The sequence below is a fragment of the Ralstonia mannitolilytica genome (assembly GCF_905397375.1).
Lineage (GTDB): Bacteria > Pseudomonadota > Gammaproteobacteria > Burkholderiales > Burkholderiaceae > Ralstonia > Ralstonia mannitolilytica.
On record NZ_CAJPVG010000003.1, the window covers coordinates 334,025 to 349,659 of the forward strand.

The following is a 15,635-nucleotide window of genomic DNA, read 5'->3' on the forward strand; positions in this document are numbered from 1 at the left end:
CCGCTTGGCTCCCTCAGCGGCGCTCGCGGCGGATCATCGCCACCACCAGTGTCAGCGCAAGGATGACCATCCAGATCAGCGACCATGCCGGGATTGACACGCCCAGAATGGGCGGCGTCGGCGCCGTGCACAGGCCATCGGACTCGAATACCTGCGGCAGCCATTTGGCTGTCGGCAGCGCGTTGACCCAGTTCTCGATCGGGTCGATACCGCACGTGGACTTCGGGTTCAGCAGCAGCGACACGTGATACCCCGCCACGCAAATGCCGGCCAGGCCCGACAGCATGCCAAGGCCGTGCCACAACAGCCGCGTGGCGGACGACAGCGCCGCCAGCAGCGAAAACACCCCGATCCCGAGCAGCGCAAACCGCTGCAGAATGCACAGCGGACACGGCTGCAGCCCCTCGGCGTGCTGCAGATACAGCGCATAGCCGACGAGCCCGAAGGCGATCACGGCAATCAGCAGGAAAAAGGCGCGCGAATTGGCTTGCATGGCGGCGTCTGGACAGAAAGATTCAGCGGGAAAAGTTGGCGGATTATCGCATTGCAACGGCATCGGCATTTTCAGATCGCCCGCCGAGACCGTTGCAAGTTGTTGAACGATCAGGCCTCGAGCGCACGCACGCGGTCGATGGCCTGCTCGATGCGCTCGACCGCAATCACGTCCAGCCCGTCGATGGGCTGCTTCGGTGCGTTCGATTTGGGGATCACGGCGATCGAGAAACCCAGCTTGGCCGCTTCCTTCAGGCGCTCCTGCCCGCGCGGCGTCGGGCGGATTTCCCCGGCCAGGCCGATCTCGCCGAAGACCACGAGCCCGCGCGGCAGCGGCTTGTTGCGCATCGACGAATGAATGGCCAGCAGCACCGCCAGGTCCGCCGCCGGCTCGGTGATCTTCACCCCGCCCACGGCGTTGAGGAAGACGTCCTGGTCAAAGCAGGCGATGCCGGCATGGCGATGCAGCACCGCCAGCAGCATCGCCAGCCGGTTCTGCTCCAGGCCTACCGCCAGGCGGCGCGGGTTGGGCACATTGGCCGTGTCCACCAGCGCCTGGATCTCCACCAGCAGCGGCCGCGTCCCTTCCTGCGTGACGAGCACGCACGAGCCCGGCACCACCTGTTCATGCTGCGACAGGAACAGCGCCGACGGATTGGCCACGCCGCGCAGGCCGCGCTCCGTCATCGCGAACACGCCGAGCTCGTTCACGGCGCCGAAGCGGTTCTTGAAGGCGCGCACCAGCCGATAGGCCGAATGCGTATCGCCCTCGAAATACAGCACCGTGTCGACGATGTGCTCGAGCACGCGCGGCCCGGCCAGCGCGCCCTCCTTGGTGACATGGCCGACGAGGATCGTCGTCACATCCAGCCGCTTGGCGATGCGCGTCAGTTGCGCCGCACATTCGCGCACCTGCGCCACGGAGCCCGGCGCTGAGGTCAGCGCCTCCGAATACAGCGTCTGGATGGAATCGATGACGACGACCTCGGGTTTCTCCGCCTCGATGGTCGCCTGGATGCGCTCGAGCTGGATTTCCGCCAGCAGCGCGAGGTTCGGGCTTTCGATGCCCAGGCGCCGCGCCCGCAATGCGATCTGCGCGCCGGACTCTTCGCCGCTCACATACAGCACACGGCGGTCGGCCGACAGGTTCGACAGCGCCTGCAGCAGCAGCGTCGATTTGCCGATGCCCGGATCGCCGCCGATCAGCACCACGCCGCCGCTCACCAAGCCGCCGCCCAGCACGCGGTCGAACTCGTCGATACCGCTGGAGAAGCGCGGCACGTCCACCGCGTCGATGTCCGACAGCTTGCGTACCGTGGCACTGGACGCCAGCGACTGGAAACGCGCGCCGGCGCCGGTCGCCGGCTGCGCCACTGTCTCGACCAGCGTGTTCCACTGCTGGCAATTGGGGCACTGCCCCGCCCATTTCGGCGACGTGCCCCCGCACTCGGTGCACGTATAGACCGTCTTGCTCTTGGCCAAGCAACCCCCTGCTGACGGCCGCTGCGCTCGGGCGGCGGCCGCTTGATCTTGATGTGATGTCGATGCCGACGATGACACCGGCGGGCAACCGCCCTCAGGCCGCCTTGCCGAGCGTGTCGCCCGTGTCCGCTGTGCCAACCGGCTCGACGAGCACCGGCACGCGGGGCGCCAGCGCGCACATCAGCTCATAGCCGACGGTGCCCGCGGCGTGCGCGACATCGTCGATCGGCAAGCCTTCGCCCCAAAGCGTCACCGGCGTGCCGACGCGCGCGTCCGGGACGCCGGTCAGGTCCACGGTGATCATGTCCATCGACACGCGGCCCACGAGCCGCGTGCGCACGCCGTCAACGAGCACCGGCGTGTGGTTGCCACCCCAGCCCGGCGCATGGCGCGGGTAGCCGTCGGCATAACCGCACGCCACGATGCCGATGCGCATCGGCTGCTCGGCGGTAAAGCGCGACCCGTAACCGACGGTCGCGCCGGGCTGCAGATCCTGGATGGCAATCAGCTCGCTCTTGAGCGACATGGCGGGCAGCAGGCCCGTACCCTCGATGTCGGCTGCCACGCCGGTGGGCGATGCGCCGTACATGATCACGCCGGGGCGCACCCAGTCGCGATGCGCCTTCGGGTGCCACAGCGTGGCGGCGGAGTTGGAGAGCGATGCCTCCCCAGGCAAGCCCTGCGTGGCCTGCTCGAACGCCGCGAGCTGGTGCTCGATCCCGCGCGGGCCGTCGGCATCGGAAAAATGCGTCATGTGCACGATGGTGCCGACACCCGAGATGGCGCGGGCGCGCTCCCATGCCGCCCGATACGCGGCCGGGGCAAAGCCGAGGCGGCTCATGCCCGTGTTGATCTTGAGCTGCACGCTGATCGGCCCCTTGGGGCGGGCCAGTTCCAGCATACGCAACTGCTCTTCGTTGTGGACGGTCGTCGTCAGGCGGTACTGCTCGACGATCGCCAGATCCTCCGGTTTGAAGAAGCCCTCGAGCAGCAGCACGGGTCCCTGCCAGCCCAGCTCCCGCAGGCGGATCGCCTCGTTCAGGTCGAGCAGGCCAAAGCCGTCGGTCTGTCGCAACCCCTCGTACACGCGCTCGATACCGTGCCCGTAGGCGTTGGCCTTGACGACGGCCCACACGCGCGAGTTGGGCGCGTGTCGACGGGCAACCTGGAGATTATTGGCGAGTGCGGGACCGTGAATGACGGCGTGGATGGGTCTAGGCATGACGGCAAACCTGCAAAACGTTGGGACGATGGGCGCTCGTGGCGCGGCGTCGGTGTTGCACTGCAATATGTCTGTATAGCAGACCGGACCGATGTACCCGGCCCTGCATGATGAGCGTTCTATTTGACCACAGGACGCCGACTGGTTCGCCCCCACCGGCCGAGCGGGAGAAAAGAAAGTGCCCGATCGTCACCGGAAGCCCGCAAGTTTCGTGATATAAAGCCGTTCAATTTAGGCATGGGAAAACAGTCGTGATGCGCTCGCTGCATACGGAAAGTTGGGCAATAGCCACTTCTTTTTGCGCGATGGCGCCACATTCGGTTTGACCATGCACGCAGGCGAGAAGAAAACCCGCACCGGGCGGAACACACGCCCCGGACGCCTGTCTGTGAAGATTCCCGCGGCAACCCGGCGATGCGTGCCGGCCATGCCCAAGGGAGCCACGATCTGGGGAGCCCGCGCGCGTGACGACACCCGTGCCGCAAGCGCGCAGCTGCACGTTGCTCTGGCCGGTCAGCCGGAGCACCGCCTGGCCGGTCACCCCCGGGAACACTTCGGCCTGCCGGCACGCTGCCGGCAAGTCGTGAAGACCGGAATGCCACCGCGCTCTACGGGGACGAATTCGAAGGTATGAAGAAGGGTTTTTACACCATCATGGCGGCGCAGTTCTTCTCGTCGCTGGCTGACAATGCGCTGCTCATCGCGGCCATCGCCCTTCTGACGGAGATGCATGCACCGCAGTGGATGACCCCGCTGCTCAAGCTGTTCTTCGTGCTCTCTTACGTTCTGCTTGCCGCCTTCGTGGGTGCGTTCGCAGACTCCATGCCCAAGGGCAAGGTGATGCTCATCACCAATGCGATCAAACTCGTGGGCTGCGGCGTCATGCTCACCGGCATCCATCCTTTGCTCGCGTACGGCGTGGTCGGCTTTGGGGCGGCGGCCTACTCGCCTGCCAAGTACGGCATCCTCACCGAGCTGCTCCCCGCCGAGAAGCTCGTCGCCGCCAACGGCTGGATCGAAGGGCTGACGGTGGGTTCCATCATCCTGGGGACGGTGCTTGGCGGGGCGTTGATCTCCAAGCATGTGTCGTCGTGGCTGCTGTCGTTCGATATTCCCGGGCTGGAAGCCATCGACACCCCCGCTGAGGCGGCCATGCTGGTGATCATGGTGATCTACCTCGTTGCGGCCCTGTTCAATACGCGCATTCCCGACACCGGGGCACGGTATCCGCAGCAGGAAAAGAACCCGGTCCGCCTGATCTCCGAATTTGCCGACTGCTTCAACGCCCTGTGGCGCGACAAGCTCGGGCAGATCTCGCTGGCCTTGACGACGCTGTTCTGGGGCGCGGGCGCCACGCTGCAGTTCATCGTGCTCAAGTGGGCGGAGCAATCGCTGGAACTGAACCTCTCGCAGGGCGCCATCCTGCAGGCCGTGGTGGCCGTGGGCGTGGCCGCGGGCGCGATGGCCGCCGCCGTGAAGATCCCGCTGCGCCGCTCGCTCGACGTGCTGCCGGTGGGTGTGGCGATGGGCGTGGTCGTCATGCTCATGGCCTTCTACACCAAGCACACGATTCCGGAAGTCACCTTCCAGATCGGCACGATGAAGCTGCCGCTGTACATGCTGATCGCCTACCTGTTCCTGATGCTGGTGGGCGCCATGTCGGGCTTCTTCGTGGTGCCGATGAATGCGCTGCTGCAGCATCGGGGGCACGTGCTGCTCTCGGCCGGCCACTCCATCGCGGTGCAGAACTTCAACGAGAACGTTTCGGTACTGCTGATGCTGTGCCTCTACGCCCTGCTCATCAAGCTGAACGTCTCGGTGGGCGTGGTGATCGTCTCGTTTGGCCTGTTTGTCTGCGCGACGATGGCCCTGGTCATGCGCCGGCATCGCCTCAACGAAAAGCTGTACCACTCCGCCGCCCTCATCGGCGAGGACAAGCACCACTGAAGCCACACGCCGCGGCGGTCCATCAGTGGCCGCCGTGCTCCGCGTAGACCTTGCGCGCCAGGCACAGGTCTTCCCACGCGCGGGCCTTGTCGCCCAGGGTGCGCAACAGATACGCCGGGTGGTAGGTCACGACCACCGGCACGCCTTCCACCTCGTGCACCTTGCCCCGCAGCTTGCTTACAGGCGTCTGCGTCTGCAGCAGGTTCTGTGCGGCCACGCGCCCCAACACGACGATGATGCGTGGCTTGACCAAGGCAATCTGGCGCTTGAGATACGGGTCGCACATCGCGACCTCGTCCGGCTCCGGGTCGCGGTTGCCCGGCGGGCGACACTTGAGAACGTTGGCGATGAACACGCCTTTGCCCTCACCCGGCTGACGCGACAGGCCGACGGCGCGCAGCATGCTGTCCAGCAGCTTGCCGGCCTGGCCGACGAACGGTTCGCCCTGCTTGTCTTCGTTTTCGCCGGGCGCCTCGCCGATCAGCATCCAGTCGGCCTGACGGTCGCCCACGCCGAACACCGTATTCGTGCGCCGTTCGCACAGCTTGCAGGACGTGCAATTCGAGACAGCGGCCTCAAGCTCGGCCCAGCCGAATGCCGCGATGCGCTGCGCGCGCGGAATCGCCGCCTCTGCCCCGCCCCCGCCCACCGGAATCCCGATCTCGGCCGGCGGCATTTCGACTCGCCCGGGTGCGGGCTCGGCAGCCACCGCAGCGGCAAAGGCTTCGGCCTCGAGCGGCGGCTCGACGACGGCAATGTCCTCGACCTGCTCGGCGGGCGGCTGCGCACCGCGCAAGGTCCATTCCGTGGAAACGCCCAGCGCTTCCAGCATCCGGGATCGACGATTCATGCTGCCTCCACGCCGCTTGCCTCGCAGCTGATGCGCATGACGAGGGCATCCTCCCGCGTGTTGTTCTCTGCCGGGTAATAGCGCTTGCGACGACCAATCTCGGCAAACCCGGCGCGGCGATACAGCGCAATGGCCCCCGTGTTGGACGGACGCACCTCCAGCAGCAGGCTGCCGAAACCGTGCGCGAGTGTGAGCGCCACCGCCAGCCGAAGCAGCCAGCGGCCCAGGCCCTGGCGCTGCCACACCGGCGCCACTGTCACGTTGAGCAGGTGCATCTCGTCGACCACCGGCATGAGGATCAGGTAGCCCGCGACCTCGTTGCCCCCGTCGCGCAGCACGATGCCAAGGTGGCCAGACTTGAGCGAATCCTCGAAATTGCCGCGCGACCAGGGGAACGCAAACGCGGTCTGTTCGACGGCGGCCACGCCTGCCACATCGAGCGCAGTCATGCGCTCGGCGCGCCACCCGGCGGGCAGCGGCGTCTGTGCGGCAACGCCTGCGAGCGCGGTGTCGATGAGGCTCATGCGCCGGCACCTGCTGCCGCAGCCTTGGCCAACTGCACAGCCTGGCGTTCTTCAATGGTGAGCGCGACCTTGTCACGCACATAGAGCGGCGCCGCCTCTTCGGGCCGGACCGTATGCCCAGCCGCCAGAAGGCGCAAGCCGACCGCAACAACCTCACGCGCGTGTGGCGCAACCTCAGGCAGCACCGCAGCAGCCCCTGAGGCCACGGCCAACCGGTCGCCGAACACCGTCACGGCGTTGCCGGCCAGCCAGTACGGCTGCGATGGCGCCACCACGCTGTCCGGGCTGCTCACCTGGATGGCGGAAAGCGCGTGCCACCCGGAGGCCTCCTGCGCCGTGTCGGCGGGCATGAAGCTGGCCCAGTAGCACTCGTCCATGCGGGCATCCAGCGCCACCGTCACAGCGGTGCCAGCGGGCAGGGACGCCCGCGTCTGTTCTGCGCCGGCCACCAGCGAGTTGACCGGCACGACCGGCAGGTCCGCGCCGAAGGCCAGGCCCTGCGCGACCCCGCACGACGTACGCAGGCCGGTAAAGGAACCCGGCCCCGCGCCGAACGCGATGGCCGCACAATCGGCCAGGGCGATACCGGCCTCGGCCAGCAACTCGGCGGCGGCGGGCAGCACGCGACTGCTCGATCGCGCCCCCGTGTGTTCGTGGCGGAACAGTGTGCGGGTGCCGTCACCGAGGGCGACGGAACAGAACTCGGTGGAAGTGTCGAAAGCGAGAATCCAGGGCATCCCGGCATTGTAACGGCTGGTGTGTCGCATGAACGCGCGAACCGGCGGCGGCGCACGCCGGAAACCGAAGCCATCCTCGAATTCAAACGGCGTGGGAGCGCCCCCCCGGACGCTATCATCGCCAGACCATTGTCTTTCAGCCGGGAATCATCATGAGCGACCTGCAAGCCCGTTTCGAGCAAGCCCAGATCGACGTCAAGGGCCTCTCCGAGCGCCCCAGCAACATGACGCTGCTGCGCCTGTATGCCCTCTACAAGCAAGGCGCCGAAGGCGACGCGCACGGCGACAAGCCTGGCTTCACCGACATCGTCGGCCGCTACAAGTTTGAAGCGTGGGAAGGCCTGAAAGGCACGTCGCAGGATGAGGCCAAGCAGAAGTACATCGACCTCGTCGAAGAACTGAAGAGCGGCGCGACGACGTGATCGGCACTGCGCCATGCACGGACCGGGCCCCGCGCCCGGTTTTTCATTGCGCAGACGACATGGCGACCGCCGGCCCGCTGCGGCGCATGCGCCACGCCGCCGCCACCGCAAGTGCGCACAGCGCACCGAGGAGGACGAAGGTCTCGTCGAAAGCGACGATCCGCGCCTGTGGGTCGACTGCGGCGCCGTGCACGGTCTCGATGCCGCGCGTGGCGAGCCGCCATTGCAGGAAGATGCCCGTGGCCGACACGCCGATTGCCCCGCCGAGTTGACGCAGAAAGTTGACCGCACTCGAACCTTGGGCGATCAATGTGAAATCGACGCCGCGCATCGCGCCCAGGCTCAGCGACGGCAGCACGAAACCGAGCCCGACGCGCCCGACGACGGCAATGGCGATCAGCAGCAGATAACTGGTGTCGCGCGTGTTCGTCGCCATGAGAAAGAACGACAGCGCCAGCGCTGCCAGCCCGAACGACACCAGCCGGAACGGCTCGATGCGGTTGGTCAGCCGCCCCGCCAGCATGATCGTCACGGCCAGCACCAGCCCGGCGGGCAGCAGCACGAGGCCCGCGCGCGACGGCGCATACGCGAGCGCCACCTGCATGTACACGGGCACCAGGTATGTCGATCCATACAGCCCGGCGCCGTAGATGAACGCCACCACCGCGCCCATCGCAAACTGCCGGTAGCTGAAGAGGCGCAGGTCCAGCAACGGCGACTCCACCCGCCGCTGCCAGGACACGAAGCCCGCCACGCACACGCCCGACACGAGCATCAGCACCGCGCCGTGCACCACATCGCCGTGCAGTGCCACCAGCCCGTTCAGCAGCGAGACCGTCGCCGCGCCAATCAGCAGCAGGCCGCGCCAGTCCAGCGGCTTCGGGTCGCCCGCCATGGATGAATTGATGGCCATGAAGCGACGCGCCATCGCCCAGCCGAGCAGCGTGAACGGCACCACCACGAAGAAGATCGAGCGCCAGCCAAACAGCTCCACCAGAAAGCCGCCCACGCTGGGGCCGACCGCAGGCGCCAGCACCACGCCAAAACCGAACAGGCCGAACGCCTTGCCCTGCTCCCGCTCCGGAAACACGCGCAGGATCAGGATGTTGGGCAGCGGCTGCATGATGCCGGCGGCAACCCCCTCGACGACACGCATGGCGATCATCACGCCGTAGTTCGGCGACAGCCCGCCCGCCAGCCCGCCCACACCGAGCAGCACCAGCGCGCCGATGAACGTGCGCCGCAACCCGAAGCGCAGCAGCAGCCAGGGCGTCAGCAGCATCGACAAGGTCATCGCAACCATGAAGCTCGCCGACACCCACTGCGCCCGCTCCTGCCCGAGCACGAAATGACGGCTCAGGTCGGGAATGGCCACGTTGACGATGGTGGCCGAGATGACCGACGACACCGCACCCACCATCAGCGTGAACAGCACGAGCCACTTGAAGCGCTCCCCGTGGCGCGCGCGCAGGGCCTCGAGCGTGGGCGTGAATGTCGTCATGGTCTCGTTCTGATGCTGTATGAGACGACCAGGAAGGGATCAGCCCGACCTGCACATCCTCCATGCAGGGCCGGGGTGGCAGGTCAGCCGAGGCGGCCGGTGGCGGCGATCTCGCGGATGCGGCGTACGGTGTCGATATCGGATTCGCGGTAGGCCGACTTGACGATCTCGGCATAGCGCGTATCGCCGCTCTCGTCCGCGTTGGGCAGCGTGGTGTCGTAGACGAACCGGATGAACGCCGCGTTGTTGTCGCCGGTTTCGATGGTCATGGTCAGGGAGCCGCCGGCGTGCTCGCCCGTGGCAGCCGTGGTGTACGTCACGCGGGTATGCGGCTCCAGGGTCACACGATCCTGGATGCGCGCGCGGCCGTACACCAGTTCGCGCTCGACCCAGCCGTCGCCTTCGGCCGTGATGATGCATTCGTCCAGGCTTTCGACGAATTCCTTTTGCTCGCGCACCCGCAGCACCAGGCCTTGCCAGATCTGGTTGGGGGTCAGCGCGTCGATGAGGGGGTTCAGTGGATCGTTGACTTCCACCAGGTGTTCAAAGCGCAAAGCAGCCTCCGCAAGATTTCTTGACATTATCGCGCGGCTTGGCCCGCGCTGCGCCAAATGAAAAACGCCGGCGGGTTGCCCCGGCCGGCGTTTTTCATCGCGATGCCTGAAGCGTCGCCTGGCTTCAGATTTCTTCGTAGAGCGGCAGCGTCAGGAATTCTGCAAAGTCTTCCGAGGTCGACATCTGTTCGAAGATTTCTGCCGCGCGGTCAAAATGCCCCACCGCGCCCGTCTCCTTCACCTTGGCCAACTCTTCGGGGATCAGCTTGCGGACGAGTTCGGCCGTGACCTTCGTGCCGTCTTCGAGCTTGCCCTTGGGCGAGCGGATCCACTGCCACACCTGCGAGCGCGAAATCTCGGCCGTGGCGGCGTCTTCCATCAGGTTGTGGATCGGCACGCAACCGTTGCCGGCCAGCCAGGCACCCAGGTAGTGGATGCCGACGTTGATGTTCATGCGCAGGCCGGCTTCGGTGATCGGCGTTTCGGGCTGGAAGTTCAGCAGGTCGGCGGCCTTCACGTCCACGTCCGGACGCTGCTTGTCGAACTGGTTCGGCTTGTCGCCCAGCACCGCCACGAACTCCTTCATGGCCGGCTCGACCAGGCCTGGGTGAGCCACCCAGCCGCCGTCGTAGCCGTCGGTCGCGTCGCGCTTCTTGTCGTTGATGATGCCCTGCATGGCGATGGCGTTCTTCTCCGGATCGTTCTTGATCGGGATCAGCGCGCTCATGCCGCCGATGGCCGGTGCACCGCGCTTGTGACAGGTCTTGAGCAGCAGCAGCGCGTAGGCACGCATGAACGGCGAGGTCATCGTCACCTTGGCGCGGTCGGCCAGGCAGAAGTTCTTGTCGACCTTGAACTTCTTGATGCACGAGAAGATGTAGTCCCAGCGGCCGGCGTTCAGGCCAGCGCTGTGCTCGCGCAGTTCGTACAGGATTTCCTCCATCTCGAAGGCGGCGAGGATCGTCTCGATCAGCACGGTGGCCTTGATTGTGCCTTGCGGCAGGCCGATCTCGTTCTGCGCCATCACGAAGATGTCGTTCCACAGGCGCGCTTCCAGATGGCTCTCCATCTTCGGCAGGTAGAAGAACGGACCGGCGCCGCGGGCGATCTGCTCCTTGGCGTTGTGGAAGAAGAACAGCGCAAAGTCGAAGATGCCGCCGGAGACGCGCTCGCCGTCGACGGTCACGTGCTTCTCGTCGAGGTGCCAGCCGCGCGGACGCACCTGCAGCGTGGCGATCTTGTCGTTCAGCTTGTACGTCTTGCCGTTCGATTCCAGCGTAAGCGTGCGACGCACGGCAGCCTTCAGGTTGACCTGGCCTTGCAGCTGGTTGTGCCAGTTCGGGGTGTTGGAATCCTCGAAGTCGGTCATGTAGCTGTCCGCGCCCGAGTTGAACGCGTTGATGACCATCTTGGCATCGACCGGGCCGGTGATCTCCACCCGGCGGCAGTGCAGCGCGGGCGGGATCGGCGCAACCTTCCAGTCGCCCTCGCGGATGGCCTTCGTCTCGGGCAGGAAGTCCGGGCGCTCGCCGGCGTCCAGGCGCTTGGCGCGCTCGACACGCGCAGCCAGCAGCTCTTTGCGGCGCGGCTGGAAGGCACGGTGCAGCTTGGCGACCAGCGCCAGTGCTTCAGGGGTCAGAATGTCTTCGTAGGCCGGAAGGATCTCGGCCTTGATCTCCATGCCTTGGGGCAGCGTGAGCGCCATGGTTGTTCTCCAGAGGATGATGTGAGGGTTGAACGGGTTCGGTCCTATGGCTGGACCGATGAAATGCAATGCCTTACGTCGCTTGTGTTGCCTGCACGAACTGCAGCAGATCGCGCATGTCGTGGCCCGCCGCAGTGGGCGCCACGTCGAGCGCCTCGGGCGGATGCCCCAGGCGATTGATCCAGAACGTCTTGAAGCCGTACCACGTCGCGCCGCAGGCATCCCAGCCATTGGACGAGACAAACAGAATCTGTTCCGCCGGCACACCAAACGCTTGTGGCGCCAGCGCGTAGGCTTGCGGCGCGGTCTTGTAGAGCTTGACCGCATCGACCGACAGCACGTGATCGAACAGCCCGGACATGCCGGCACTCTTCACGGCAATGTCAAGCATCTGGGGGTTGCCGTTGGAGAGGATGCCCAGCGGCAAGCCCATCTCGCGCAGGCGGCGCAGCGCAGGCACGTTCTCGGGAAACGCCGACAGGCACGCATATTCGCGCATCAGCGTGGCCTCGTCGTGGGCGGAAAGCTCGACGCCCAGGCGGGCCGCGGCGTAGCGCAGCGCGTCGACGGTGATGTCCCAGAACGGCTTGTAATGCTCGCCCGAGGGGCCGGCCAGCGAGCGGATGCGGGTGTAGTCGATCTGCTTGTCGCGCCAGAGGACCGACAGCGCCTCGCCCTTGCCGGCAAAGAGCTGCTCGGCGCGTGCCGCCACCGAATACACGTCGAACAACGTGCCATAGGCGTCGAAGACCACCGCGCGAATCGAACTCATGCCTCAGCTCCACGGACCCGAAGGCCGGTACTCCGCGCGTTCCGCTCTGCAGAATGCTTCTCCGACCTTCGCAACGAGGGCCATTCTAGAAAAGGTGACGCGCTGCACAAAGACGCCAACGGTCACTTGATCTTTAACTTTTACCCGACGAATGGCGAGTGATAACCTTTATATTCGTCACAATCCCGCAGCACGCGGTATAAGCATCGGCCATGGATCATTTCAAGCAGCTCGAAACGTTTGTCGCCGTGGCCACGCGCGGCAGCCTGTCTGCCGCGGCCGCCGCCGAGGGCGTCGCGCCCGCCATCATCGGGCGCCGCATCGACGCGCTCGAAGAGCGCCTGGGCGTGAAGCTCCTCGTACGCACGACGCGGCGCATCACCCTCACTTTCGAGGGCTCGGCGTTCCTGGAAGACTGCCAGCGCATCCTCAATGACCTGCACAACGCCGAGGCCAGCGTGTCGGCGGGCGGCGTGAAGGCGAGCGGCCATCTGCGCGTGACGGCTCCGGCGGGCTTCGGCCGCCGCCATGTCGCGCCGATGGTGCCCGACTTCATTGCGTCGCATCCGGACGTGTCGATGACGCTGGACCTGGGCGACCGCGTGGTGGATCTCGTCAACGAGGGCTTCGATTGCGCCATCCGCCTCGGGGACCTGCCGGACTCCAGCCTCGTTTCGATCCGCCTGTGGGAAAACCGCCGCGTGGTGGTGGCCGCGCCGAGCTACCTCGAGCGCCGCGGTGTACCGACGCAGGTCGAGCAGCTTTCCGCCCACAACTGCCTGGCCTTCGGGGCCAGCGCCAACGTGCAGCGCGGCTGGGTGTTCCAGCAAGGCGGCAAGGCCATCACCGTGAAAGTCTCGGGCACCATGGAATGCACCGACGGCGCGGTGCTGCGCGAGTGGTGCCTGCAGGGCCACGGGCTGGCCTGGCGCTCGTGGTGGGAGGTCGGGCACGACATCGCCACGGGCAAGCTGGTGACGGTGCTCGACGCCTTCGAGGCGCCGCCGATCGGCATCCACGCGGTGTTTCCGCAGCGCAAGCACCTGCCGTTGCGGGTGCGGCTCTTCATCGATTTCCTCAAGAACACGTACGGCAACCCGGCCTACTGGCGCCGCGCCGACGCGCTGATCGGCATGGATTAGCGATCACCCTGAGTGGGTGGAACCGCTCGTGCGGCCTACAATCAAGACAAGACCCTCTTTCGCACCCTCACTCCGGAGGCCGCATGTTCCAGCACATCCTCATCCCGACCGATGGTTCTGAGCTGTCGCGCAAGGCGGTGGCGGGCGCGCTCGACTTTGCCAAGACCCTGGGCGCGCGCCTGACGGCATACACGTGTCTCGAGGAGTATCCGTACACGCCCTTCTCCGAGATCGTCGTGGAGACGCCGCAGGCGTTCAAGGAGCGGGTCGAAGCGCAGGCGCGCGTGGTCCTCAAGGACGTCGAGGACGCCGCCCGCAGCGCCGGCATCGAGTGCGACACCGACATGAGCTGCTTCCCGGTGCCCTACATGGGCATCATCGACGCGGCCGAACGCCATGGCTGCGACGTCATCTTCATGGCCTCGCACGGGCGGCGCGGGCTGGCCGGCCTGCTGCTCGGCAGCGAGACGCAGAAGGTGCTGACCCATACCGAAATCCCGGTAATCGTGTACCGCTGAGAGCCGCTCGGGCCCATGCCGCACAGCCGTCCTTGGGGACGGCTTTTTTTCTCCACGCGCGAGGCGGTCTCACGCACGTGCCTGATCATCACGCTCTACGACCGCCCCGGCCCGCCCGCATGCCCCGAACATGAGCACGACACGCTCACAGAAGCCCGCGACCCGCAACGTCGAGCGCGCACACGACCTGATGCGCGAGCATTTCCAGCACATCGAGCAGTCGCTGGACCTGCATGCGACGCCCACGTCGGCACTCGACCTCGAATCGATTTTCAAGCGCACATAAAAAAAACCGCGCCACTCACTGGGGCGCGGTCCGAGCGGCCGGCGTGTGGTCAGCACACCGGCCCAGGTGACCTGGATGCCGGATGCGTCGGCAACCTCAAGCGACCTTTTTGGCTTCCGCCTTTTCTTCGAAGAATTGCTCGTCTTCGGTCGAACCCTTGAGCGCCGTGGTCGACGCTTCGCGCTCGATGGTCTGCGTCACGGCATCGAAGTAGCCCGTGCCGACTTCGCGCTGGTGCTTCACCGCGGTGAAGCCACGCTCGGCGGCCTTGAACTCGGCCTCCTGCAGCTCGACGAAGGCGCTCATCTGGTTGCGGGCGTAGCCGTAGGCCAGGTTGAACATCGAGTAGTTCAGCGCGTGGAAGCCGGCCAGCGTGATGAACTGGAACTTGTAGCCCATCGCACCGAGTTCCTTCTGGAACTTGGCGATCGTGGCGTCGTCCAGGTTCTTCTTCCAGTTGAACGACGGCGAGCAGTTGTAGGCCAGCATCTTGCCGGGGAACCTGGCGTGGATGGCCTCGGCAAACTTCTTGGCGTACTCGAGATCCGGCTTGCCGGTTTCGCACCACACCAGGTCGGCGTATTCGGCATAGGCCAGGCCGCGCGAGATGGCCTGCTCCAGGCCCGGCTTCGTGCGGTAGAAGCCTTCGACGGTGCGCTCGCCGGTGCAGAACGGCTTGTCGTTGTCGTCCACGTCGGTGGTCAGCAGGTCAGCGGCTTCCGCGTCGGTACGGGCGATCAGCACGGTCGGCACGCCCATCACATCGGCGGCCAGGCGTGCGGCCACCAGCTTGCTCACGGCTTCACGCGTGGGCACCAGCACCTTGCCGCCCATGTGGCCGCACTTCTTCACAGCGGCCAGCTGGTCTTCGAAGTGCACGCCAGCGGCGCCCGCTTCGATCATGGCCTTCATCAGTTCGAACGCGTTCAGCACGCCGCCGAAACCGGCTTCCGCATCCGCCACGATCGGCGCGAAGAAGTCGATGTCGTCCTTGCCTTCCGACCACTGGATCTGATCGGCGCGCTGGAACGTGTTGTTGATCTTCTTCACGACCTTGGGCACCGAATCCACCGAGTACAGCGACTGGTCCGGATACATCTCGCCGTTGCTGTTGGCATCACCGGCCACCTGCCAGCCCGACAGGTAGATCGCTTTCAGGCCCGCCTTGACCTGCTGCATGGCCTGGTTGCCCGTCAGCGCGCCCAGGGCGTTCACGAACGGCTCGTTGTTGATGAGCGTCCACAGCTTCTCCGCACCACGCTTGGCCAGCGTGTGCTCGATCTGCAGCGAGCCGCGCAGGCGCACCACGTCTTCCGCGGTGTAGCCGCGCTTGATGCCCTTCCAACGCGGGTTGGTTTCCCATTCCTTCTGCAGCTTTTGCACTTCGAGTTCGCGCGACATCACACTCTCCTTTTTGATCGCATCCATCAAATAAAAACTGGGGTAACTCTCACTCGTCGCCTAGAGCCGCCGGCGCCTTT

General features: G+C 65.9%; 16 protein-coding genes. 5 read left to right on the forward strand and 11 right to left on the reverse strand.

Translation table 11 applies throughout. The features are described 5' to 3' along the window. Positions 1 to 13: 13 nt before the first annotated feature. The 3 genes from KHN96_RS09635 to alr all read right to left on the reverse strand — a co-directional run bounded on the left by KHN96_RS09635 (position 14) and on the right by alr (position 3,196). On the reverse strand, positions 14 to 493 hold the full coding sequence (locus KHN96_RS09635; protein ID WP_045786721.1) for a disulfide bond formation protein B: 480 nt from the start codon (positions 491 to 493) through the stop codon (positions 14 to 16). A gap of 110 nt (positions 494 to 603) precedes the next feature. After that, entirely contained in the window at positions 604 to 1,974 is a 1,371-nt protein-coding gene (gene radA, locus KHN96_RS09640; protein ID WP_045786720.1) for a DNA repair protein RadA, read from the reverse strand. Between the two features lie 94 nt (positions 1,975 to 2,068). Further along, the gene (gene alr, locus KHN96_RS09645) at positions 2,069 to 3,196 is read right to left on the reverse strand and encodes an alanine racemase (protein ID WP_045786719.1); all 1,128 of its coding nucleotides are present in this window, start codon (positions 3,194 to 3,196) and stop codon (positions 2,069 to 2,071) included. A gap of 630 nt (positions 3,197 to 3,826) precedes the next feature. Here alr and lplT point away from each other — a divergent pair. Beyond that, positions 3,827 to 5,143: a lysophospholipid transporter LplT gene (gene lplT, locus KHN96_RS09650; protein ID WP_115043939.1), complete on the forward strand. Its 1,317-nt coding sequence runs from the start codon at positions 3,827 to 3,829 to the stop codon at positions 5,141 to 5,143. Positions 5,144 to 5,165: 22 nt separating this feature from the next. Here the strand turns inward: lplT and KHN96_RS09655 are convergent, their stop codons facing one another. The 3 genes from KHN96_RS09655 to tsaB are packed head-to-tail and all read right to left on the reverse strand — an operon-like array spanning position 5,166 to position 7,254. Beyond that, positions 5,166 to 5,993: a uracil-DNA glycosylase gene (locus KHN96_RS09655; RefSeq protein WP_045786717.1), complete on the reverse strand. Its 828-nt coding sequence runs from the start codon at positions 5,991 to 5,993 to the stop codon at positions 5,166 to 5,168. Further along, positions 5,990 to 6,517, reverse strand: a complete 528-nt coding sequence (gene rimI / locus KHN96_RS09660) for a ribosomal protein S18-alanine N-acetyltransferase (RefSeq protein WP_045786716.1) — start codon at positions 6,515 to 6,517, stop codon at positions 5,990 to 5,992. The genes KHN96_RS09655 and rimI overlap by 4 nt, the downstream gene beginning before the upstream one ends. After that, positions 6,514 to 7,254, reverse strand: a complete 741-nt coding sequence (gene tsaB, locus KHN96_RS09665; protein ID WP_062739133.1) for a tRNA (adenosine(37)-N6)-threonylcarbamoyltransferase complex dimerization subunit type 1 TsaB — start codon at positions 7,252 to 7,254, stop codon at positions 6,514 to 6,516. Before tsaB ends, rimI begins: the two co-directional genes overlap by 4 nt. A gap of 152 nt (positions 7,255 to 7,406) precedes the next feature. On the opposite strand from tsaB, the gene KHN96_RS09670 reads away from it, so the two are divergent. Further along, on the forward strand, positions 7,407 to 7,676 hold the full coding sequence (locus KHN96_RS09670) for an acyl-CoA-binding protein (protein ID WP_062739132.1): 270 nt from the start codon (positions 7,407 to 7,409) through the stop codon (positions 7,674 to 7,676). Positions 7,677 to 7,719: 43 nt separating this feature from the next. Here KHN96_RS09670 and KHN96_RS09675 read toward each other — a convergent pair whose 3' ends face one another. The 4 genes from KHN96_RS09675 to KHN96_RS09690 all read right to left on the reverse strand — a co-directional run bounded on the left by KHN96_RS09675 (position 7,720) and on the right by KHN96_RS09690 (position 12,208). Next, on the reverse strand, positions 7,720 to 9,177 hold the full coding sequence (locus KHN96_RS09675; protein ID WP_062739131.1) for a DHA2 family efflux MFS transporter permease subunit: 1,458 nt from the start codon (positions 9,175 to 9,177) through the stop codon (positions 7,720 to 7,722). 83 nt (positions 9,178 to 9,260) lie between these two features. Continuing rightward, positions 9,261 to 9,731 (reverse strand): SRPBCC family protein, encoded by a 471-nt coding sequence (locus tag KHN96_RS09680; protein ID WP_045786713.1) that lies wholly within the window; start codon positions 9,729 to 9,731, stop codon positions 9,261 to 9,263. A 124-nt stretch (positions 9,732 to 9,855) separates the two neighbouring features. Then, entirely contained in the window at positions 9,856 to 11,436 is a 1,581-nt protein-coding gene (gene aceB / locus KHN96_RS09685) for a malate synthase A (RefSeq protein ID WP_045786712.1), read from the reverse strand. 73 nt (positions 11,437 to 11,509) lie between these two features. Continuing rightward, a complete protein-coding gene (locus KHN96_RS09690; RefSeq protein WP_045786711.1) occupies positions 11,510 to 12,208 on the reverse strand; it encodes a haloacid dehalogenase type II in 699 nt (232 codons plus the stop codon). 212 nt (positions 12,209 to 12,420) lie between these two features. On the opposite strand from KHN96_RS09690, the gene KHN96_RS09695 reads away from it, so the two are divergent. The 3 genes from KHN96_RS09695 to KHN96_RS09705 all read left to right on the forward strand — a co-directional run bounded on the left by KHN96_RS09695 (position 12,421) and on the right by KHN96_RS09705 (position 14,154). Then, positions 12,421 to 13,350 (forward strand): LysR family transcriptional regulator, encoded by a 930-nt coding sequence (locus KHN96_RS09695; RefSeq protein WP_045786710.1) that lies wholly within the window; start codon positions 12,421 to 12,423, stop codon positions 13,348 to 13,350. 83 nt (positions 13,351 to 13,433) lie between these two features. Beyond that, positions 13,434 to 13,868 (forward strand): universal stress protein, encoded by a 435-nt coding sequence (locus KHN96_RS09700; RefSeq protein ID WP_045786709.1) that lies wholly within the window; start codon positions 13,434 to 13,436, stop codon positions 13,866 to 13,868. A gap of 130 nt (positions 13,869 to 13,998) precedes the next feature. After that, positions 13,999 to 14,154: a hypothetical protein gene (locus KHN96_RS09705; RefSeq protein ID WP_181817398.1), complete on the forward strand. Its 156-nt coding sequence runs from the start codon at positions 13,999 to 14,001 to the stop codon at positions 14,152 to 14,154. Positions 14,155 to 14,250: 96 nt separating this feature from the next. Here KHN96_RS09705 and aceA read toward each other — a convergent pair whose 3' ends face one another. Then, positions 14,251 to 15,555 (reverse strand): isocitrate lyase, encoded by a 1,305-nt coding sequence (gene aceA, locus KHN96_RS09710; RefSeq protein WP_045787852.1) that lies wholly within the window; start codon positions 15,553 to 15,555, stop codon positions 14,251 to 14,253. Between the last annotated feature and the right edge of the window lie 80 nt (positions 15,556 to 15,635).